This window comes from Desulfosporosinus lacus DSM 15449 (genome assembly GCF_900129935.1).
Lineage (GTDB): Bacteria > Bacillota > Desulfitobacteriia > Desulfitobacteriales > Desulfitobacteriaceae > Desulfosporosinus > Desulfosporosinus lacus.
This window is the reverse complement of sequence record NZ_FQXJ01000003.1, coordinates 789,363-809,579: the sequence shown is the minus strand read 5'-3', so window position 1 is coordinate 809,579 and position 20,217 is coordinate 789,363. Positions and strand designations below refer to the sequence as shown.

Below are 20,217 nucleotides of genomic sequence, written 5' to 3'. Positions count from 1 at the left end.
CCCTATGTCCAGTTGAGAAAACTGCTCGGTTTACGGTCTGAATCTAACCTTTGATTTTGAGGGCTTGGAGGATCGGGATCGCCTTTCGAAATGCTTGAGCTCGATGACTGAGCTTATTCTTTTCAGCCAGTGTCAATTCGGCCATGGTCCGTGCATACTCAGGCACAAAAAAGAGTGGGTCGTAACCAAATCCATCCGTTCCGCGACGTTGAGTCAATATTTGCCCTTCGACTGTACCCTCAGTTAGAAATTCCTCCCCTTTAGGGGTTGCCACAACTAGGGCACACCGGAACCGGGCCTGCCTTTGATCATCCGGGACGGTTTCTAATAGTTGAAGGAGTTTGTTGTTATTTCGTTCATCATCTTTCGGTTCTCCGGCAAAACGTGCAGAATAGACCCCCGGCGCCCCATCTAAGGCGTCGACTTCCAGCCCTGAGTCATCAGCTAAGGCAATTAACCCCGTTTTCTTAACGGCTGCTTTAGCTTTGAGAGAAGCATTGTCAGCGAAGGTTTTTCCATTCTCCTCTACGTCTTCCCAATCCTTAATATCTTGTAACGAAAGAACCTCAATCTCTTCATCTACAAGGAGTTCTTGAAGCTCTCGAATTTTTCCTTTGTTTTGAGTTGCAAGTATTATCTTCATGCAGTTGTTTCCACGGCAGATTTCTGCACTTCCATTAAAGTACGAATGCCCTTTTCGGCAAGTTCCAAGAAATTATACAAGTCTGTACGATCAAAGGGAATATCTTCAGCAGTTCCCTGGATTTCTACAAACTTCCCCGCGCCTGTCATGACGATGTTCATGTCGACTTCTGCCTTCGAATCTTCTTCATATTCCAGATCCAAAACGACATTTCCCTGGACTTTACCCACGGAAATTGCGGCTAAGGTATCTTGAACCGGATTTGTTCGAATAAGTTTCTTCTCCATCAAGTATTGAACCGCATCAATCATGGCTACGTAAGCTCCTGTAATGGCCGCTGTACGTGTTCCACCATCCGCTTGAAGCACATCGCAATCCAACCAGATTGTTCGTTCACCGAGTTTCTTTAGATCAATAACTGAGCGTAAGGCACGGCCGATTAATCGTTGAATCTCCATGGTACGGCCGGTGAGCTTTCCCTTACTAGCCTCACGCTGGGTCCGTGTTTGGGTCGCTCGTGGAATCATGGCGTATTCCGCAGTAACCCACCCTTTACCTGTTCCTTTCTGAAAATGAGGTACCTTTTCTTCAACACTGGCTGTACATAAAACCCTTGTTTCTCCGATCTCGATGAGAACAGAACCCTCAGGTATGTTAGTGAATTGACGCGAAATTTTCACAGGACGTAATTCATCATTTGCCCGACCATTGGAACGTTGCATATTGATAACCTTACCTTTCTTTGGCAAATCTTATTGCTGAGTTTTAGTTTATCAGAATCACGGCCGAAATGCCAATCTTCTCCAATGTTTTTTGTTAAATATTGGTTTTCCTTGCTGCAAACAGATCGAGTGAACGGGCAGGCGTCATTTCCTCTCCTACGATGCCAGCGATGGTATAAAGCTGGGCGATGGGGTCGAACCTAAATTCCTTAAGCAGGTGAAACCCTTTAATATCACTGGATCGCCGAATATGAATACGAGGACCTGTGCAAGGGTAAAGCATTTTCCCCACCCGAATGTGATCATCATTAGCAAAACAGATGGGCAAATCTGCATCGATTAAATCGAGCACCCGTTGCTCCACCAAATCTAAGTCAATATCAGGTTTCTCGGGAAGTTCCAATACAAAGCCATGTTTAATATCACTGTGTACCTCAGGCTTTGGCAAGCCCATTTCTTCCAGGATCATAGACGTGATGTCTTCAGCACTGTGGGCCATGCGCCGATACTTTATGGAATCAAAAACAATATCTGCGATACTTTGAGGTTCCGGCCCAAACACCGTTGGCCGAGTTACAATCACTTCTTCCCCTACTCCTATCAAGACTTCGGCATTTACCCCAAGCTGAGAATACACGAGATCAAAGTGCTCAACAACCACTCGCCGTCCCTTGGCTATGACTTTTTGAATTGCCTCAGCTATTTTCCAAGGTTGGGTAAAGGCAGACTCGAAGCGGACGTCTAAATGATAGGTATGATGTCGAAAATTCCCACTATCCGCATCTTCCATTAAAGGTAAGGGGCGAATATTAATGCCATCATCGTCATTGGTCAGTTCTAATCCCGGGAACATACCGCGAATAAGCAAGGACTTTCCAGCTCCGGCATCACCCACAAACCCGATCAGCTTATCCTCAGGGCTTAAATAACGTTGAGAAATATTTACCCCCAAAAAAAGAAGACGTTTCTTCCCGCGTGGAGCAAAATAAACGGCCTGCATCAAATGTTCATGAACAAACATTGCCAAAGCTGTGGCCCCCTTCCTTATTTTTCACATCAGTACTTAACAATAATACCTGGAATTCCCGGACTTATTGGATATCCCATCACCTGCAAATCTCCACATGAAATGTTAGGAGTCTTGTCCAAAAGCTATTAGGATTTCGCTAAAAACGTTTATAAAAGTCTTATACTAAAAATAACGAGAAGAATTAGGGGCTGATGAACTAAATAAATCATTAAAGAATTTCGACTCAACCACAGAATCGGCTTTGAATCGAGCCTAAATGTCCATAAGGGCTCAGACCTCTGAGCGTACCAATGTCGATAAGCAAGTATCCCCAGGAAAGTTACACTTATATAGGGAAAAAGGGGATAATAATCCATGGACCCAAACCCCTTATACATAAGGCCAAATGGAAGGAAGAGGCTTGTTTCTACCACTAGTTTCTTAAACCAAAACCCCAGCAAAGCAGTAACACCGGCAAGGGCCCAGAGCATTCGCGAAGACAGGGAATATAGGAAGGTCGATAAAATCATGGTAACACCTAAAAAATGAAGAATTCCGAAACGAACATAATTATCCCTCATCGCTAGATAGGTCGCAACTGTGATTGCCATTCCATAAAGCAATACCTTAAATCCCCGTCTCACCGGCGATCTGCTAAACCCGCTGGCAAGCCCCGATATAAAGATGAAGAGCAGTGCGGCAGTTTTTCCTACCAGAAACCAAATCGGGTCCTGGTAATTAATATTTACCCCGGCAAACTCCCTTAAATCATAGACAATATGGAATAAAACCATTAACACAATAGCTATAGCCCTTAGCAGGTCAATCTCTCCATAGCGCTCCCCAGGGGTCATAGCACTATCCGCCGACTAACCGACACTCCATCTCCAAATGGTAAAACAGTCGTGGAAAAGTCCGGATTCCGAGAAAGATCCTCTAAAAATCGCCGCAAGCCACCCACCATGCGATCATACTTCGGCGCAAAGGTACTTTCCGGAACTACCCACCCCCGGAAAAGCACATTGTCCACGACCAGCAACCCCCCCGGTGCAATTAAGGGGTAAATTAGACTTAAGTACTCTAAATATTCTCCTTTTGCGGCATCGATAAAGACAAAATCAAACATCGTATCCAGGTTCTTTAGAATTTTACGGGCATCCCCTTCTAAAGCCGTAACCTGATCACCCAGCCCCGCACGTTCAAGGTATACCCGTGCACGAGCCAGACGATCTTTATTCATATCAATTGTGGTAACCTGCCCACCTGTCTCTTCTGCAGCCCGGGCCAACCAGATCGTCGAATATCCGATGGCTGTCCCGATTTCTAAGATAGTCTGCGCCTTACAAGTATGTACGAGTAAGTTGAGAAAATTCCCAACCATCGGCGTCACAACCGGAATAGTTTCTTTTAAAGCCTGCTCTTCCATTTCACGCAACAGCGGATCCCGTTCACCCAATAAGGTTTCCAGGTATCGTTCCATTTCAAAGGGGTAAAACAAGGTCATCTCCCTTTCTTATTCTGTCAGATTGCCGATATTTCAGTTTTTCTTCCACTTTACCACAAATGATATAAGAACGCATAAAAAGCATAAAAAAATTAAAAATAACCCCAAACAAGTAAAGTTTGAGGAACTTAATATGTTGAACGAGCCATTGACCTTCTGGAAGGAGTGATTAACGATGAACAAGACTCTTGATTATTACATGGGATTACCATACAGTTACTCGCTATATTCTGCTGAAGAAGAGCCTCCACAAAACTTTATCTGAACAAGCCAAAAAAGAAAATACAAGTCTCAACCAACGCCTTAGAAGTGCCTAGGGCTTACCTATTTCCTTAGGTCCATAACTGAGATTAAGTAAATTCCTCATCCTAGAGACTGCTATAAAGCTTGAAAATGACGGGCTAGGGGAGGGTGGATAATATTTAGTGAATTTTGAGTCTGGATATTTCTTATCCACCGTAATAACTGTTCAAATCCCTTGCCGTCGTTAGAGAAGCTTAGATACTCACCCAATTCGATTCCTCGGTAATTGACTGCTCTGGTTACATGTGTCTCCAGGGCGATGTCAATGCCTACTACCAAGTGAGTAATGGTAATGTTAAAAATGCGTCCATTTTATGCTTGCCTTTCTTTATACTTCATAGTAAGAGCGCCTCCTTTGGTGGTAATTAATGTTTGTACGAAACATTTACATTACCATCATAACGGAGGCGCTTCCATTTTTTCAAACTCCAAATTAGCGCACTACAGGAATGCTTTTATAAACGTGCTTATCATCAAAAGGACTTAATTTATTGTTTAAGGCTTGAGGGGTTGCAATTCTATAAGAGTGGAATTGCCTTCGTTGGAAAGTTTAATCAGCTCTGCACCATCGTCAGAGACGTAATTCTCATCTCCGTGCAATTGAACCTCTGCTAGCTTTCCGGACGTAACGATATAGACTGTTTGATGATTACAAACAATTATTTGACCTTTAGCACCAATGAGCATGCGCACGTTATTGTCAAAAGGAATAGATCCTTCCCATTCTGTTTTTAGAGAGGGGTTATTCGTCAATTTAGCAAGGTCAGTCGTAGTTTTAACTTTTAAGAGTTTATTATTTTCTACTTCGCCGATATATACCGTGCCCGCTTTGATTCCTAGTATTCTATCGTTGGTATTCTTAGAGATGATTTGACGCTTAGTTCCTTCCAAGGCAACGACTTGACGGGTAGCCCCCACTTTACTGTCAATAAAAAGAGTTCCATACCGATCTGAGACAGCCATATTATAGATGGTCTCACCAGATTTGTTTAAGTTGGTTACGCTCTTCATTACATTTATTTCCATAAGCAGTTCGGTTGATCCATCTTTAACAGTAAGATAAATGAGATTGGTAGGAGTTGAGATAACCAAATCTTTGATTTGACCGCCTGATGGAAAATTGTCAATCGTTTTTTCGAAGCAATCATCTGGAGCAGTAGTCTCATCACTATTCGGGAGTTCAAGCGAATATAGTTCTGTGATTTGCGGATTTCCATACCGTTTTTCAATTTGAGGCCTTACGGGAACCTCTTTGGGCACGACCTTTGGAACCTCCTCCACTTTTTTTTGATTGGGGTCTTCTGTTTTCTGTTTAACAGGAGTCGGAGTCTGAATAGAGGTCTGCAACGAGGTTTTGGATGGGGTAACGGTAACATAAGTTACAGAATTAGGATTTTTCTTGGCATAAAAATACAGCAGGGTATTGCGATCGGGTAGCCATTGGTACGTTATAACACCTAATGTCCTATTATTCTCAGATGGTGATTTCTTCTCAAAAACAACTTTTTCATTTTTAAGGTTAAAAACTTTAAGTGTACCATTTTCCGAGTATGCTAAATAATCCTTATTATAAGAAATTTGGATATTATTAAGGGCAGAACCCGGGATGGTTGCTTGGAGAGTGATCGGTTCACTAGATACCACCGGGTTTATAACTTTTCGAACTTGGTTGTTCAAAAGGGAATAACCTCCAAATTGTAGGAGTAATGAAGTTAATGTCCAAACCAATAGAATACGCAATTTCTTCTTCAAACGTAATTTCTCCTTTTTGGGCAGGTATTTTTTTAGAGTGTAAAGTGAAATTACAGGGCACTTATGAGGTACTTCAAAGGCAGTGGGAATATAGGATTCATCGTTTTATATCCACTATAAGATTAGGTTCAAAGTCAACTCCCTCCTGAATGTGTTTTTTTTCAATTTAGGCAGAAAGAATTGTGGAACTAAAGAGAGAGCGCTGTTTTGTTAAACGGCATCCTTTCTTCGTATATATTTCTGGAAATTCTATAGCCCTTGCAACTCGCTTTTTTTGTTAGGAGTGGAGTCAATACCCCTGCATCCATTTCATATACAGTATCACATAACTTGGCAATGTCCTCGGAACTGTGCGAAGCAATTAATATGGTTTTCCCTTCCGCTTTAAGATTCAGGATGAGATGACGAATGTCTTCTACGCCATGCTTATCCAAACCGTTCATAGGTTCGTCCAAGATGAGAACAGAGGGATCTTCCATAATGGCCTGAGCAATTCCAAGACGTTGCCTCATTCCGAGAGAATATTTATTGACTCTTTTTTTATTGTCAGGGTCCAAACCCACCTTTTTCATAGTCTCCTTGATTCTGGCATCATCTATTTGATGGCGGATCAGGGAGAGCAACTTAAGATTTCTGTAACCGCTATAATTTGGCAGAAATCCTGGCGCTTCAATGATAATGCCAATGTTCTGTGGTACATCGATTTGATTGCCGTCCACCAAAATCTGACCAGAGGTGATCGGCATAAATCCACAGATGCATTTAAATAACACTGTCTTGCCCGACCCATTGCGTCCAATGATACCATGAATTTTTCCTGCTTCAAAGGAGACGGATACCTTATTGAGTACCGTTGTGTTTTTGAATTTCTTAGTAACTTCTTTAAGAATTAATTCGTTTTTAGTCATTTTTTACTCCTTTTACACCGATTACACCGGTGGTAATACATCGATATCCTTTTTACGCATTAGTAACGCTGTCAGTAAAATTAATATCAGACTTAGACTGATTAAAGCGCTAACCGCATAGGTAACTGACGGCAAAGCCGAGGTATAGGTGGTGTCCAGCATGTTCAGATTGGCCCAGGATACAGGCGAGAAGCTATATAATAAAAATCCTCCCGCTTCAAAGCAAAAGTACTGCAAAAAAACCAGGGCCGTGCTCACAACAACTCCAATTTCTCTAGTAAAACGCATATTCAACACAAAGATGAGCAGACCCAAAAAAGTTCCGACCAGCCAAGCCATTAACAAGCTCCAGGCCATTGCCGCGATGGGCGAGTAATTAAGTTGCAATGCATAACTAATTCCCAAAGGAACATTGAATTGATTTCCCGCATCGGTGATCCCCAAGGTTCCCAATACTTTTCCCCATTCGCTGGAGAAGGTTATATTCGGCAGTAAGAACAAAACTGAAACTAAGAAAATTAACATAAAATAGATGGCCGATGCCACAATAATGTAGGCAATCTGACCAAGTAGCCAATTCTTTTTGCCGGAACGAATGATGACATAGGGTTGATGAGAGTCAATAAATGGGGCATCACAAAATAGGAAGACAATCCCCAGCATAATCAATGCTAGCAGTCTCGGGTCAAGCGCTAGATAGGGAAAAACCCAAGGGGTTGCCGGTATCTGAACAATATGAGAGAAATTGGATATTGGCAAAATATATTCGGCCAATACTCCGATAAGAAACAGTCCAAGTACATAGCACCGGGGATTGGCGGGTAATTTGCGTAGGTTCTGAGCGCAGCAATGAGCGATTATATTAATCTTAACCATGCTCAAGCCTCCTTCTAATTTGACCGACTACCAAAATCCCCATTAGAATACTCAATAGGCTACATACGACAATCGAATACAGCAAAGAACCATAGGGATTGTTTGCATAAGCACTTCCCATCAGGGCGTTATAAAACCATCTCATCGATATGCCAATTACGGGGGGAATTGTAATTAAAAAATAAAAAGAGAGGATTGGAACGGCCAAAGTGACAAAGACGTTGGTGAGATAAGTAGAAATCCACAGTGCTAGAACAGAAAAGAAAGTTGCCGCGAAGAATTTCACAAGAATCTGGAACGAAAAAAAAGCGATAAGATTCCCTCCTGAAAGCATCGAATTGTTAAGGTTTCCTTCAGGGCCTACCAAAGGAAAACATAAACAAAGCAAAAGAATAAAGAGAACCTCCCCAAGCGCCACAGCACTGCCTCCGGCCAACGCACAGGTTAAAGCCTTAGATATGCCGTAAGTTCTGATATTTGTCCGAATAACGACGGAACGGATAAACTGGTTGTTCCAGTCTATACAGAAACTTGTACTGTAAGGCAGGGTCGCAAATATTGCGGACAGTAGAGAAAAGCCCTGGAAATGTGCAAGGTTATAAAGATTTAACACATCCGATTGCATAAGACCATTTACCATTGCTCTAAGCTGTGAACTTACGCTTAAGAAAAGAACTGTGCACATTCCAGCCACTGATAACAGAAACTCGAAGGAAGAAAAAGCCCGCCTCAAATCCACTCTGGCATTACTAAAGAATTTTTTCACAGGATTTCACTCCCATTCGTCGCGTCAATGATCATGTCGCTGGGAGTTCCGTCTTTCTCTTGAATTAAATGAAAGCACCAAGCAGGAACCATGCGGAAGGTTTCCCTTGAATTATCAATCAGCGTCGGTACATAATTAAATTCGATCCTCGTAATGGAGATTAGATCGGTCAGAATAACATTTTCGTATTTCTCCTTGACAACAGCCAATGCATTTTCCACCCCGATGATCGGTACATCCTTTTGATCAATAGCCATTTTCTGGTAAGGAAAATTAGCAAATATATATTCCAACCCTGATTGGGAATAATAGGCATAAACAAAGGAGCCAGACACTAAAGTATTAGTATCTATACTACCGTGATTCAACGAAAATACTGGAATACCATCCAATGCATTTTGAATAGACATAAAGTAACCATCGTCTTCACTGCTCCATTGATCTTTGAGGATTAGGTGGTTACCTTCTGTGGACATAAGAGTCTTGTCATTCATAAGCTTCTCCTCTAGGTCTTGCATTGTCTGGTGGTCTAAGGTATACGTTTCAACTTCGTCATGAACAGAAATCCCTATAGAAACAAGAACCTTTTTGACCTCATTAACAGCCTGTTGATACGGCATGAACGATAAATCCTTGTTTTTATTGAAGTGGTCTGCGGTTGGATACGGCTGATCGGGCAGATTAAAGATGGGATCAATATACTTAAATTTCTTTGTTCTAAGAGAAATATAATTGCCGTTCTCAAATGCAAAAACCTTTCCGTCCTCTGTTTGCACATATTTATCTTCTCCATTATTAATTTGATTCGTGAACTTGCTATTGTCTATAAACATTCTTTCTAATTCCTGCACCTTTTGGCTATCTAACTTGAGTGGCATTGCAATTAGAGTATTTAATTTTTGGACATTAGGAGGTGCATTCACAGCGGCGTTTACAGCTAAATTTTTAACCAGTTGTTTTTGGATGTGCCCCCCTGTGCCAGTTCCGGAAAAAGCATTACTATCACTTTGTCCTAAGTTATCAGTACTCTTCCTCTGGCAAGAAGTACTAACTAAAAGCATGAGCAAGAGAATAATTGCTGTTATCATTTTTCTTCTTTTCATTAAGATCTCCTTTATTATTTAAGATCACCGGCTGCGAGTATGCCGATGATTTAAATTATGAAGCTTGTAATATAAGGATCAAGGGTACCATTTTCCACTAATAGAACAGGTCCCGGAATAGCCAGCTATACCCTTTCTGGCACCCAGATAATAGCTTCCTGGCTTAGCATCCTTGTAACTCAATGAGAAAGTGTCGGGGATATTGTGACAAGTATATGCCGTAACATAAATCGGATTTTTGTTTGAGTCATAAAGACCAAAACCAATTGAATCACCTGACTGCATAGTTCCGCCTTGAACATACACATCTGCCGTAGTGTAATCATTTTTATAGCCAGAAGAATATTTTACATCTCCCGCATAAGTAACACTAAAGTTAAAGTTAACTACACTCGATTGTGGCGTTATCACAGAAGCAGGTGTCTCTTGAGCAAAAACAACTGGTGCTCCTATGGATAACATAAGCGCTAATACGCAGATTAAACTAAATAATTTTTTTTCACTCTAATTCTCCTCCTTAATGTATTTAATAATTTATGTGCCTTAACTCGCATAAGGACATAAATAGCTAACGCAATGTATTAAATATTATAGGTAACAAATTTAACCATCAATATCTCTACACTTAATAGAGGGTTTAAACATGTCAAAAGGTTACATAAAATTTAAAAATATTTTATTATTAAGAAGTTCAAGTATATTTATGAGAGATAATTTGGAATATATGTTTGCACTAATTACTTTCGGCGGCAAATTTAATGCGGTTAACCCCATTGCCATCCGATTACGAGGTGGGGGTAGTTTATGTGAGCCAGCTTAAAAAGCCAGACGGAAGTGTTGAAGAAAATAACCCGCCTTAGCAAATTTGAAGCTAGGCGGGTTATTTTTAGTTTTCACATATAATAATGGCCTCTGTAAATTATTTGGCTTATTAGAAATCTAATCATATTCCAAAATGTACCTCAGACCAGTTACACCAAGTCTTGAGCACAGTTTTTTTGCAAAATCTTAATTTGAGCCAACAGTATTAGAAAACTAATACCCTTTATATATTATGCCATATCTATGCTATCAAGAGCGCTTCGAATACTGCGTCTGAGGGTGTCCAAAAGGGGAATAAAACTGATTGAACATTTTTTCGCCTCTGATTTGGAGGGCCTACTCTACTGCAAATATGAACTGCTTTACTATTTTTGGCCCTAAAATCTTTTTGCAAAATTTTTAGGACGTTTAAAACGACTTGGATTATATTTTCCGAAAATTTTTTTATTTTTTTCAGAAAAAATGATGCCCTGTGTCCTGAGTATCATTGTATACATGGGGGGGACATTCTGTGAGCGCAATCTCGTGCCACTTTCTAGGAGGGGGGGTGGGTAGTCCTGATAAGGTCCTCTGTTGAACGAATAGGGGGCACTTTAACCGGATTGTCATCCTTGGGTATAGGGGAGGGTAATTTCAAGCGAGTGTTTCTTGATCTTCGGAATGGAATAGGCAGAGGCAAAACAAAACTAGTCAACAGAGCGCAGCCATTCGGCAGGAGACTGGGAGGATGACTATAATGTTTAGTTCATCCAATAAAAACTTAACCAAAAAAGAAGAGGTTGCTTATTACCCCTTCTTAGCTTCGTATTCTTTTACTTTCCGGTAGAATGTCGCCTTGCTTAATCCACTCAATTCCATAGCCTTTACCGCTGTAATCTCTTCTGCTTTCCATAGCTTATACGCAGTTGCAAAGTCCTTGGATAATTCTATCGATTCTATATCACCTATCAAGAAGTATAGGATTAAATAACTAATAAAACAAATAATTAATTTGAGCGGGAAATAAAGCCCCGCTCTTTTTTAATCCAGTACCCGTTTCGCTAAATCAACTAAACCCTGGTCCAATTTTGTCCCCGCCCCACGTTCAATCAAAGCCAAAGCTTCACCAGAGCTCATAGCAATCCGGTAAGGGCGATCCTCAGTTAACGCCGCAAAAATATCGGCTATTGCCATTAAACGAGCACCCTCATCGAGATCTTTCTCTCCCAAGGCGAAGGGATATCCTTTACCATCAAGGCACTCGTGATGATGAGCAGCCCATTCAACCATACGAGTCGGAAAACCAGCCTCGGTCAACAAGCGGTGGGTATAATATGTATGCCTGCGAATTATTTCAAATTCAGCAGGATCAAGGGGGCCTGGCTTGTCTAGAATCTTCCTGGGTATAGAGAGTTTACCCAAGTCATGAAGTAAACCCGCCACATAGATTTCATGTAAACCATCGTCTTCCCATCCCTTTCCCCGAGCCAAACGTTCAACTGTTTCCGCAACTGACCGCGAGTGACGCGCTGTAAACTTACTTTTCTGGTCAATCAGATCCGCAAAGGTCGCTGCCAAGTCATCGGTAAAACCAATTTCTAATTCCCGCGTCGCCGGCATTTGCCACTGTCCATACAACAGCCCTAAAGCAATCTGGAGCAGATCCGGCTGTTCAATGTCCAACCAAAACGCTTCCTTTTGAGCGACCTGTTTAAAGGCATCCGCCACTTCCGGGTAAAACAATATCCCCGTTTCCTTGGTAACCCATTCTATGATTCCGTCTCTCTCCCGACGGTTTGAAGGCCTACGCTTCAACCGAAGATCAACCCGGTCCGCAAGAGATAAAATTCGAGCCATTAAAGTAACATCTTCAGCAGGCGCCCTCAAAGCACAGTATAAAGGATCCGGAGTCTCATGGTGATATTTGATTGCTTGGGCAAGAATTCTTCCGGCAGGAAAGCGCTCAACAATCGATGCCCCTGTAAGACAATGTCTTTCAAAAATATGTTGGTCCCCATTATACTCACCCATATAACCTACCGCCCCGATGTCATGCAACAGTCCTGCTACTGTAACATGAACAAGGGATTCTTTATTGAGTCCTAAGATACGACCCAGACGCATGGCAATATAAGCAACCCGTTCTCCGTGCCGTTCCCCAAGTGAAATCTGCAGGCCCCTTTCGACCTCTTCATCAACTAAAGCAAGATCAAGCGCACGGGAAAAGCTCCACATCTGCCGGATATAGAAAGCATCTTTAAACATTCTCCTACCCCCAATTAGACCAACATACTACACGCTCTATGCTTCACTGCCCATTAGTCCAGTCTATTCTAACGACTTTCCCCTTAACCCCGGGACGCAGTGAGACACGAGCGGACTTCTTTACCTAAGCAAAAAAGCAAACTACCATTTAGCGACCTACCCCAAACGTAGGGTAGTATGCAAAAGAATACAGGAAGGTGCACATGTAAGTGCCTTCTTCCCAAACAACGTCCCTCGACCCAAGCCAGGGACGCAGTGTGACACGAGCGCGACGTCTCCACGTAAGCAGAAAATCAAACCTCCGTTTAAGCGACCGACCCCAGAGGCGGGGCAGTAAACAAAGGAAAAGGAAGGTGCACATGAAATGTGCCTTCTCCCGAGCAACGTCCCCTCGACCCAAGCCAAGGACGCAGTGTGACACAAGCGCGACGTCTTTACGTAAGCAGAAAAGCAAACTTCCGTTTAAGCGACCGACCCCAGAGGCGGGGCAGTGTACAGGGATGTACACTGCCCCGCTCCCCAAAGCAGTCGCTTAAACGGTTAGTTTGCTCTGCGTCGTACGACCGAGCGCTGGGTCACACAAGTCCCCTTAATCTCGTAATCCCATTTGCGCCAAAGAAGTAGCCGAATTAGCTACATCCTCAGAAGCTGCTCCGATCTGGCCGGCTGTCAACGACAAGGCATCAATCTGACGGGCAATCCCCTGTACTTGTTGGATGCTTGCATTAATAGCAGACATTATTTCTCCAAAACGGTTCACTACTTCCCCTGCCTCTGTTGCCGCGCCCTGCATAGCATCAGAGGTTTGGGCAATAGAGTGGTTTACCGCAACTGTATTTTGTTTTGTAATCGTAATCAAGGCGCTAATCTCTTTAACCGACTGTTCCGAATGATTGGCGAGCTTCTTCACTTCTTCTGCCACAACTCCGAAACCTCTGCCGCTGTCTCCGGCACGAGCCGCTTCAATAGCGGCATTTAAGGCTAAGAGATTGGTTTGGGAAGCGATTTCTTTAATTACATCCGTGACAGAGGCAATACGTGCAGAGCTTTTATCCAGTTCGGTCATTTTCTCTTGCATCTCTGATGTCATACCTGCTAACCGTAAAATCGTCTCAGATATCGCTTGAATCTTTCGGACACCCTCTTGAGCCAAAGCATCGACCTGCCGGGAAAACTCTGCAGCCTCAGAGGCATTACCGGATATTTGCGAAGTGGCTTCATTCATCTCTGCCGCAGAGGCTGCTGTTTCTTCTGACGTTGCCGCCAAAGCTTGGCTGGCTTCGCTAACACTGCGTTGTAAGCTGTCAATTTCGGTTAAGGCATTCTCTAATTCAGCCTTCTTATCTATTTCCGTCATATAGGACTGGATATAACTGGCCATGACAACTTGCTGGTCAAAACTCAAGAGTCTTTGGAAGGCTAAACTAGCACGAACAGCCTGATCCGTCTTTTTGCGATAGTGTTTAAAAATCCGCGGAATAATTTCGTCGCAAAAATATTGATTGGCACTTAAATAGTAAAAAGGCGGTAAATTGATCCGATTATGAACCTGCCCGATTGTAACCCGCCATTGCATAAACTCTTCATCAATCTTATCGGGGAAGAGAGAAAACAAATACTTTTTCATAGTGATTTTCAGCTTCTCCACCGAAGAAAATCGGTCAATAATTGCTTTAAGATCTGGGAACGAAGTCACATGGGCATAAAAATTACGGATAATTTCTTCAGAATCCCCCTCAACAACTAGTCGAACCTCTTTAAGAAGGGCCAACTGTTCAGCATCTATCCTCAGTAATTGAACAGCCTCATCTAAGCTAAACTGATGTAATTGTATCAACAATATTCATCCTTTCTATCCCTTCAACATTTTAACTAAAATCTTTTTTTCATAAAAACATCCGTAACAAGGGGTCTTGCCTGACTACATGTACCTAAGACTGGATTTCCTTATCTTTGTCCGTAATATAGTCTTTGCCTTCCAATATAATTCCCAGGGCAGTAAGGACCACGTTCACCGTACAATAAGAATCATGTTCATCAGTTGCACAATTATCACAGATACTCTGTACCTCAACAAAAGCCTCCTGAAGTTCCATGCTTTTATACCGTTCCGGGATTAAAGGAACACTTCGGAACATATCAAGAATGTCATCCGGTATCTTATCGGAGAACTTCTCCCCTGTCTGAGCAGACAAACTGAGAAATTCTTTTGCCATGAACAATTGACACAGCGCTGAACATTTACATCCCTGTGAGCAAGATCTGTCCATCTTTGAAAATGCCTTATAGGCACTAAGCTTACTAAATCCTTGAGTCGTCATATCCCCGCTCCTCTCTTACATCCACTAAATTGAAGCCCTATATTTACTTACTTACGGCCCCATTGCTCAGGAGTTCTTCGACAGCCTTCTTAAATCGCTCAAACCCCGTCTTTTCTATGACTCGATAAAGGCGAGCCCGGTTGCCAAGCTCTTCCTTAAACTCTTCTGCTCCTGAGATATACGTTTCCAAAATTCTTCCTACAACAGGAATAACTTGGTCGCGAGGAATCCCCTTGAGTACCAACATTCCATGTTTCGGGCTCATTCCCGACTCCGTCCCGCCAATCCAAAGTGAATATTTTCCGCGGGGCTCAGCCATCAGCCCCAGATCTTGGCACTGCACTCCGGTGCAATTACGTGGACATCCAGAAATTCCTATTTTGAAATCCCAGGGCAGAATCGTTCCGTAAAACTCTTCATCAAGCATTCTGGCTAATTCTAAGGTATCCCCACGAGAATTAGGGGAAAACCCTTTACCTGGACATGCTGCAATATTTCGAACGCTCTTATGCAAATTTGCTACCCGAAGACCGGCTGCCTGGAGTTGCTCCAAAGCGGCAGCAACTTTTTCTTTGGGAATAAGAAGAAGGGAAGTCATGCGACGTGTATTTTTAATGACCCCATCTTCGCCTACAATCTCAGCTAAAACACGCACTTGTTTGCCAGTCAGGATCCCTCCGGGCGAATTAACAATAATAGCTACAGTACCATTGGCCTGTTCCGCGATGGCCCAATGGATTCCACTGGTACATTCTACCGCCTCACCTGTCCACTGATAGTTACTGTCTCGTTGAAGTTCAGTCATACTAACCTCTCCTCTATACAATTTAGAGTAATTATTATATCCTCCTACATTTCTATATGAGTCGACGAAATCCTGCACCAATCGATAATTATTATTAATAATAATTAAAAAGAGAGCCCAAATGGCTCTCTCTTTTAAGTACCTTACTCATTATTCAGGGATTACTATGTTTTCTCATACAAAAGGTGGTTTAATCGCGCCTTTTAAACGTTTACTCTAGCCAGCACGCCTGCGGACAACGGGATGGGCTTGTAACGCACGGGGAAATGGTTCCAACTTGGTTTCTAAGCGTTCTACCGAACCATCTGACAGTACCTCATAAATCTTAACGACTCCATCACCCTTCGTCCATTCATGGCAACACTCTCTGCAGTAATAACGTTCACGGCCAATTCGGCCGACATCACGCGCTTCACATAGCGGACAATTCATTGCACCTCAACTCCTATCAAGGGTTTTTATGAATACCTTATTATACCGCACAACCCAATTATTTTGCTTAAGAAATTGTGAAGCTTTTGTGTCTATTTAGACTAAAAGTTGTGTCTTTTTCACTTTCTTTTAAACACCTTATCCTTCAAAAAGGTTGTTGAAATTCTGTAACATTTCGCCAAAACAGAATAAGGGGCCGTAACGAAACTTGAGATTTTTTTCAAGCTGGTGGTGGGTTATCCCAAGAAAGAGGACTGTACACCTTTGAAGTGGTGAACAGTCCTCTATTATATAAGGGGATTAACAAATAGAGTGGGGATGAAATAAACCGGAAAACAAGTTTCGTTACATCCCCTGAATTGATAAAAACAGAGGTCTGAAACCGCTGCGCAGTGTGCGATTCACAGACCTCCGTTTTTATTTTTATATACAACATTCAGACTGTGCTTTGATAATGTTCGATAAGTCTCTGATAATGTTTAATAAGTTCATCCTGAAATTATATTCTTAATTCTAATGCTTGACATGTCATAATATCAGGAGATGACCTGGATTGTTATACCCTTCTGTATTGTGCCTTGCCAATTTCATAAAGATTATTGCCCTCGTAGTCAATAATCACCATGACAGGAAAATCTTTTACTACTAAACGGCGTACTGCTTCCGGCCCCAGCTCAGGATAAGCAATGACCTCAGCAGAAACAATACGCTTTGCGATGAGGGCGCCTGCCCCGCCAATCGCTCCAAAGTAGACGGCACCGTGTTTTTTCATCGCTTCAATCACATCCGGGGAACGGAGTCCTTTACCAATCATTCCTGTTAATCCTCTCGCGATCAACTTTGGAGAATAGGCATCCATTCGTCCACTCGTCGTTGGCCCTGCTGAGCCGATCACTTGTCCTTCTTTTGCAGGGGTCGGACCCACAAAATAAATGATTTGGTCTTTCATTACAAAGGGGAGGTCTTCCCCTCCCTCGAGAGCTTCAACCATTTTCTTATGAGCGGCATCCCGTCCGGTATAAATCACACCACTTATTAAGACATTGTCCCCAACTTTAAGGGATTTAAGCTTTTCTTGGGTAAGGGGAGTCTCAATGCGGATTATTTCATTCATTGGCAAGCCCTCCCTTGCAAGGTAATTTCCTTATGACGAGTGGCGTGGCAACCTATGTTTACCGCAACGGGCATTCCTGCAATATGTGTGGGATATACTTCTAAGTTGACGGCAAGAGCCGTTGTAACTCCTCCAAAGCCTTGAGGACCAATTCCTAAACGATTGACACGATCTAACAACTCTTTCTCGATATTAGCCAGACGCTCCTCGGGATTATGTATTCCCACTTCACGCAAGAGACCTTTTTTGGCTAAGAAAGTAGCTTTTTCCATCGTTCCACCCACGCCCACCCCCACAATTATTGGGGGACAAGGGTTTCCACCCGCTCGATCAACTGTATCTACAACAAATTGCATCGCACCCTCGAGGCCCTCAGAAGGCTTGCACATTTTTAAGCCGCCCATGTTTTCACTGCCGAACCCCTTAGGCGCTACAATTAGGTGCAATTCATCCCCAGGGACAATATCATAATGAATAACTGCCGGGGTGTTATCTCCGGTATTGACACGCTCAAAGGGATCCTTCACAACAGATTTCCTAAGATATCCTTTGTCATACCCTCGGCGCACCCCTTCATTAATAGCCTCAGTAAGGCCACCGCCGACCACATGCAGGTCCTGTCCGATACTCACAAAAAGTACAGCCATCCCCGTGTCTTGACACATGGGGACTCTTTCCTCTTTCGCGATTTCTGCGTTCTCAATGAGACGCTCCAGCACCTCTCGACCTAAGGGAGAACGCTCATCCTTTAAAGCTTGATTAAAACCAGTCATGATGTCCGATCCCAGGTTATAATTTGCTTCAATGCAGAGATTTTCAACGGCGGAAATAATCTCTTCCGCAAGTATTTCCTTCATTTCTCTATCCCTCCTTCAATATCTTCTTTTATGGCAATAATAATTCCAATGAACTCGTTCAATTAAAGTTGAACATCGAGACTTCGGCGGGGGACTCTATCACCAAAGCAGAGTACGGGGGCACCACTCCCACTTATAAAAGCGAGAGTCTTAACGTCGGGTAAAATAACGGACTCTTCTGAATATTTCCACCCCTGTCTTTATTTTACTCCTACGCCAAATAAAAGCAAGCGTCATTACATGACAAGAACTTCGAATGCCGCAAATGGCATTCGAAGTTCGCTTTGTGATTTTTACATTTAGTCATCAGACAAAGAAGTCTTTGCATGATCTACAGGCGAAAATGAGCTTGAACCAGCATTGTTTACCGCCTTAACTTTGTAATAATAGGTAGTATCTGCCCATAAACCGAAATTTATATAACTTGTCGTGGTTACCGTTGCAATGTGAGTATAGGTTCCGGTAGCGGAAATTGCCCCGTAAACCTGATAAGATGTTGCTCCACTTACAGAATCCCATGTTAGGTTTATTTGACTGGAACTTTCAGTTGTTGCAGTTAACTCTTCCGGTGCCGACGGTGTATCATAGACATCGGTATTCTGCTCAATATTAATTAAAATGCTGTTAGGTACAATGGCTATTCCTCCAAATACAACCTCTTTCTTAATACTGCCGATCTTAGTGCTAATGTAATCAATTGTTGTCTGTTCGACAGGATCACTAACCAAAATAAGCGGGGAATGAAATAATGAAGCTAAGGCTGAACCAGATAAAGCATCTGCGAACTTTTCACCCGTCGATACGTAACAAGTGCTGAAATCAAGTTCGTCTTCGAATTCTTTAATAATACTGATGTTTGTATCGTACCTGGTTATCCCGCTTAGGCGTTTTGGAGATGGAAGTTGCTTAAGCACATTGTCACTTATTACGCCTGTTCCCCCGACAACATAAGTACTTTGTGCATTCTTTAATAAATAGGCTTCTATGCTGGCCGGCAGTTTATCCTTGGGGGTAAGCAGGATTGGCATTCCCTTCATCGCAGCAATGGGAGCAATTGATAAAGCATCCGGAAAAGTTTCACCGCTGGCAATGACCGCTTGGTCGAATTCCCCCATGGCTTGGGCAATTTTAATAGATGTGTCATAACGATCTGTTCCGACAATCCTCAGAACACTCATTCCCATCGTTTTTATGCTTTGTTCAACTCCGGAAGAAATAATATCGGTTCCGCCTACCATGATAACTCTTTTTACTTCCAAACGTGCCAACTGAGCTCTGGTTTGTTCATTCAAGCTGTCCTTTGTCGTAAGCAGTAATGGAGCGTTATATTTTTTGGCCAGGGGAGCGCCGCATAATGCATCAGAAAAGCTTTCTCCGCTTACTACAATGGCATAATAAGAAGTATTCCATCCTGCTTTAGCAACCTCTGCAGAAGTTCCATACATATCCTCCCCGGCTAATCGATCCGACTGGATTTGGGTTGAAGGGTTCGTTGGAACATCGTCGTCTGAACCGGCAGTAGTCGCATAAGCTTTGGAGGAATATCCGCTGGTGTCCGAGCTGTTCACGGCCACAACTTTGTAATAATAGGTAGTATTCCTCGATAAATTAGTGTCTCTGTAACTTGAGGTTGTCGTTGAGGCAATTTTGGAATACGTTCCCGACGACGAATCAGATGTGTATACATAATAGGATGTTGCGTCACTTACCGAATCCCAATCTAAGTAGATTGCGCTGGAGCTTTCAACGGTAGCTTTTAGATTTGTAGGTGCCGAAATATCAGAGTCATCTGACTCATCCGTAGTGGCATGTTCTTTGGAGGAATAAGCACTTTTGTCAGAACCGTCTACTGCCCTAACTTTGTAATAATAGGTAGTATCCTCATCTAAATCGTCATCATCTGTATAATTTGAGGATTTCGATGTCCCTATTTTGGTGTACGTTCCCGATGACGAGGTAGATCGGTATACTTCATAGGATTCTGCACCACTTACTGAATCCCAATCCAGCTCTATTTCATCCGAGCCTTCAGCCGT

Annotated in this window: 21 protein-coding genes; 1 reads left to right on the top strand and 20 read right to left on the bottom strand. The window is 42.7% G+C overall.

Features of this window, described 5'->3' with window-relative positions:
• Positions 1-43 precede the first annotated feature (43 nt).
• From BUB11_RS03820 to BUB11_RS03770, 11 genes are all read right to left on the bottom strand, one after another.
• Positions 44-643 carry an XTP/dITP diphosphatase gene (locus tag BUB11_RS03820; RefSeq protein WP_073027989.1) on the bottom strand — a complete coding sequence of 200 codons (600 nt, stop codon included), beginning with the start codon at positions 641-643 and terminating at the stop codon, positions 44-46.
• Positions 640-1,365 (bottom strand): ribonuclease PH, encoded by a 726-nt coding sequence (gene rph, locus BUB11_RS03815; RefSeq protein WP_073027988.1) that lies wholly within the window; start codon positions 1,363-1,365, stop codon positions 640-642. Before rph ends, BUB11_RS03820 begins: the two co-directional genes overlap by 4 nt.
• A 94-nt stretch (positions 1,366-1,459) precedes the next feature.
• A complete protein-coding gene (locus BUB11_RS03810) occupies positions 1,460-2,386 on the bottom strand; it encodes a lantibiotic ABC transporter (protein ID WP_073028206.1) in 927 nt (308 codons plus the stop codon).
• A gap of 155 nt (positions 2,387-2,541) precedes the next feature.
• Positions 2,542-3,228 (bottom strand): heparan-alpha-glucosaminide N-acetyltransferase, encoded by a 687-nt coding sequence (locus BUB11_RS03805; RefSeq protein ID WP_073027987.1) that lies wholly within the window; start codon positions 3,226-3,228, stop codon positions 2,542-2,544.
• Positions 3,225-3,872: an O-methyltransferase gene (locus BUB11_RS03800; RefSeq protein WP_073027986.1), complete on the bottom strand. Its 648-nt coding sequence runs from the start codon at positions 3,870-3,872 to the stop codon at positions 3,225-3,227. Before BUB11_RS03800 ends, BUB11_RS03805 begins: the two co-directional genes overlap by 4 nt.
• An 804-nt stretch (positions 3,873-4,676) precedes the next feature.
• Positions 4,677-5,933, bottom strand: coding sequence for a hypothetical protein (locus tag BUB11_RS03795; protein ID WP_073027985.1), 1,257 nt, complete (start codon positions 5,931-5,933; stop codon positions 4,677-4,679).
• A 188-nt stretch (positions 5,934-6,121) separates the two neighbouring features.
• The gene (locus BUB11_RS03790) at positions 6,122-6,841 is read right to left on the bottom strand and encodes an ATP-binding cassette domain-containing protein (RefSeq protein WP_084110141.1); all 720 of its coding nucleotides are present in this window, start codon (positions 6,839-6,841) and stop codon (positions 6,122-6,124) included.
• Between the two features lie 21 nt (positions 6,842-6,862).
• On the bottom strand, positions 6,863-7,717 hold the full coding sequence (locus BUB11_RS03785) for a hypothetical protein (protein WP_073027983.1): 855 nt from the start codon (positions 7,715-7,717) through the stop codon (positions 6,863-6,865).
• The gene (locus BUB11_RS03780) at positions 7,710-8,483 is read right to left on the bottom strand and encodes a hypothetical protein (protein ID WP_073027981.1); all 774 of its coding nucleotides are present in this window, start codon (positions 8,481-8,483) and stop codon (positions 7,710-7,712) included. The genes BUB11_RS03785 and BUB11_RS03780 overlap by 8 nt, the downstream gene beginning before the upstream one ends.
• Entirely contained in the window at positions 8,480-9,586 is a 1,107-nt protein-coding gene (locus tag BUB11_RS03775; protein ID WP_073027979.1) for a hypothetical protein, read from the bottom strand. Before BUB11_RS03775 ends, BUB11_RS03780 begins: the two co-directional genes overlap by 4 nt.
• Before the next feature lie 78 nt (positions 9,587-9,664).
• Positions 9,665-10,048, bottom strand: a complete 384-nt coding sequence (locus BUB11_RS03770; RefSeq protein ID WP_143159031.1) for a hypothetical protein — start codon at positions 10,046-10,048, stop codon at positions 9,665-9,667.
• A gap of 181 nt (positions 10,049-10,229) precedes the next feature.
• Here BUB11_RS03770 and BUB11_RS27425 point away from each other — a divergent pair, with 181 nt between their 5' ends.
• Positions 10,230-10,406 (top strand): hypothetical protein, encoded by a 177-nt coding sequence (locus tag BUB11_RS27425; RefSeq protein WP_159436893.1) that lies wholly within the window; start codon positions 10,230-10,232, stop codon positions 10,404-10,406.
• 788 nt (positions 10,407-11,194) lie between these two features.
• Here BUB11_RS27425 and BUB11_RS03765 read toward each other — a convergent pair.
• From BUB11_RS03765 to BUB11_RS03725, 9 genes are all read right to left on the bottom strand, one after another.
• A complete protein-coding gene (locus tag BUB11_RS03765; protein WP_200797856.1) occupies positions 11,195-11,359 on the bottom strand; it encodes a hypothetical protein in 165 nt (54 codons plus the stop codon).
• Positions 11,360-11,428: 69 nt separating this feature from the next.
• Complete coding sequence (locus BUB11_RS03760) at positions 11,429-12,652, bottom strand: HD domain-containing phosphohydrolase (RefSeq protein ID WP_073027977.1); 1,224 nt, start codon at positions 12,650-12,652, stop codon at positions 11,429-11,431.
• Between the two features lie 589 nt (positions 12,653-13,241).
• On the bottom strand, positions 13,242-14,489 hold the full coding sequence (locus BUB11_RS03755) for a globin-coupled sensor protein (protein WP_073027975.1): 1,248 nt from the start codon (positions 14,487-14,489) through the stop codon (positions 13,242-13,244).
• 94 nt (positions 14,490-14,583) lie between these two features.
• Entirely contained in the window at positions 14,584-14,973 is a 390-nt protein-coding gene (locus BUB11_RS03750; RefSeq protein WP_073027974.1) for a nitrite reductase, read from the bottom strand.
• Positions 14,974-15,016: 43 nt separating this feature from the next.
• Positions 15,017-15,778, bottom strand: a complete 762-nt coding sequence (locus BUB11_RS03745) for a nitrite reductase (RefSeq protein WP_073027972.1) — start codon at positions 15,776-15,778, stop codon at positions 15,017-15,019.
• Between the two features lie 216 nt (positions 15,779-15,994).
• Entirely contained in the window at positions 15,995-16,210 is a 216-nt protein-coding gene (locus BUB11_RS03740; RefSeq protein WP_073027971.1) for a hypothetical protein, read from the bottom strand.
• A 556-nt stretch (positions 16,211-16,766) separates the two neighbouring features.
• On the bottom strand, positions 16,767-17,324 hold the full coding sequence (locus tag BUB11_RS03735; RefSeq protein WP_073027969.1) for a Fe-S-containing hydro-lyase: 558 nt from the start codon (positions 17,322-17,324) through the stop codon (positions 16,767-16,769).
• Positions 17,321-18,181, bottom strand: coding sequence for a fumarate hydratase (locus tag BUB11_RS03730; protein WP_073027967.1), 861 nt, complete (start codon positions 18,179-18,181; stop codon positions 17,321-17,323). Before BUB11_RS03730 ends, BUB11_RS03735 begins: the two co-directional genes overlap by 4 nt.
• A 299-nt stretch (positions 18,182-18,480) precedes the next feature.
• On the bottom strand, positions 18,481-20,217 hold a 1,737-nt coding region (locus BUB11_RS03725; protein WP_073027966.1), incomplete at its 5' end, for a cell wall-binding repeat-containing protein.

Bases quoted from the DNA above. Each gene is read 5' to 3' on its own strand.
- BUB11_RS03810 (WP_073028206.1), bottom strand. From the start codon at position 2,386: ATGTTTGTTCATGAACATTTGATGCAGGCCGTTTATTTTGCTCCACGC.
- BUB11_RS03820 (WP_073027989.1), bottom strand. From the start codon at position 643: ATGAAGATAATACTTGCAACTCAAAACAAAGGAAAAATTCGAGAGCTT.
- BUB11_RS03745 (WP_073027972.1), bottom strand. From the start codon at position 15,778: ATGACTGAACTTCAACGAGACAGTAACTATCAGTGGACAGGTGAGGCG.
- BUB11_RS03805 (WP_073027987.1), bottom strand. From the start codon at position 3,228: ATGACCCCTGGGGAGCGCTATGGAGAGATTGACCTGCTAAGGGCTATA.
- BUB11_RS03785 (WP_073027983.1), bottom strand. From the start codon at position 7,717: ATGGTTAAGATTAATATAATCGCTCATTGCTGCGCTCAGAACCTACGC.
- BUB11_RS03730 (WP_073027967.1), bottom strand. From the start codon at position 18,181: ATGAAGGAAATACTTGCGGAAGAGATTATTTCCGCCGTTGAAAATCTC.
- BUB11_RS03760 (WP_073027977.1), bottom strand. From the start codon at position 12,652: ATGTTTAAAGATGCTTTCTATATCCGGCAGATGTGGAGCTTTTCCCGT.
- BUB11_RS03790 (WP_084110141.1), bottom strand. From the start codon at position 6,841: ATGACTAAAAACGAATTAATTCTTAAAGAAGTTACTAAGAAATTCAAA.
- BUB11_RS03735 (WP_073027969.1), bottom strand. From the start codon at position 17,324: ATGAATGAAATAATCCGCATTGAGACTCCCCTTACCCAAGAAAAGCTT.
- BUB11_RS03775 (WP_073027979.1), bottom strand. From the start codon at position 9,586: ATGAAAAGAAGAAAAATGATAACAGCAATTATTCTCTTGCTCATGCTT.
- BUB11_RS27425 (WP_159436893.1), top strand. From the start codon at position 10,230: ATGTCAAAAGGTTACATAAAATTTAAAAATATTTTATTATTAAGAAGT.
- rph (WP_073027988.1), bottom strand. From the start codon at position 1,365: ATGCAACGTTCCAATGGTCGGGCAAATGATGAATTACGTCCTGTGAAA.
- BUB11_RS03750 (WP_073027974.1), bottom strand. From the start codon at position 14,973: ATGACGACTCAAGGATTTAGTAAGCTTAGTGCCTATAAGGCATTTTCA.
- BUB11_RS03770 (WP_143159031.1), bottom strand. From the start codon at position 10,048: ATGTTATCCATAGGAGCACCAGTTGTTTTTGCTCAAGAGACACCTGCT.
- BUB11_RS03740 (WP_073027971.1), bottom strand. From the start codon at position 16,210: ATGAATTGTCCGCTATGTGAAGCGCGTGATGTCGGCCGAATTGGCCGT.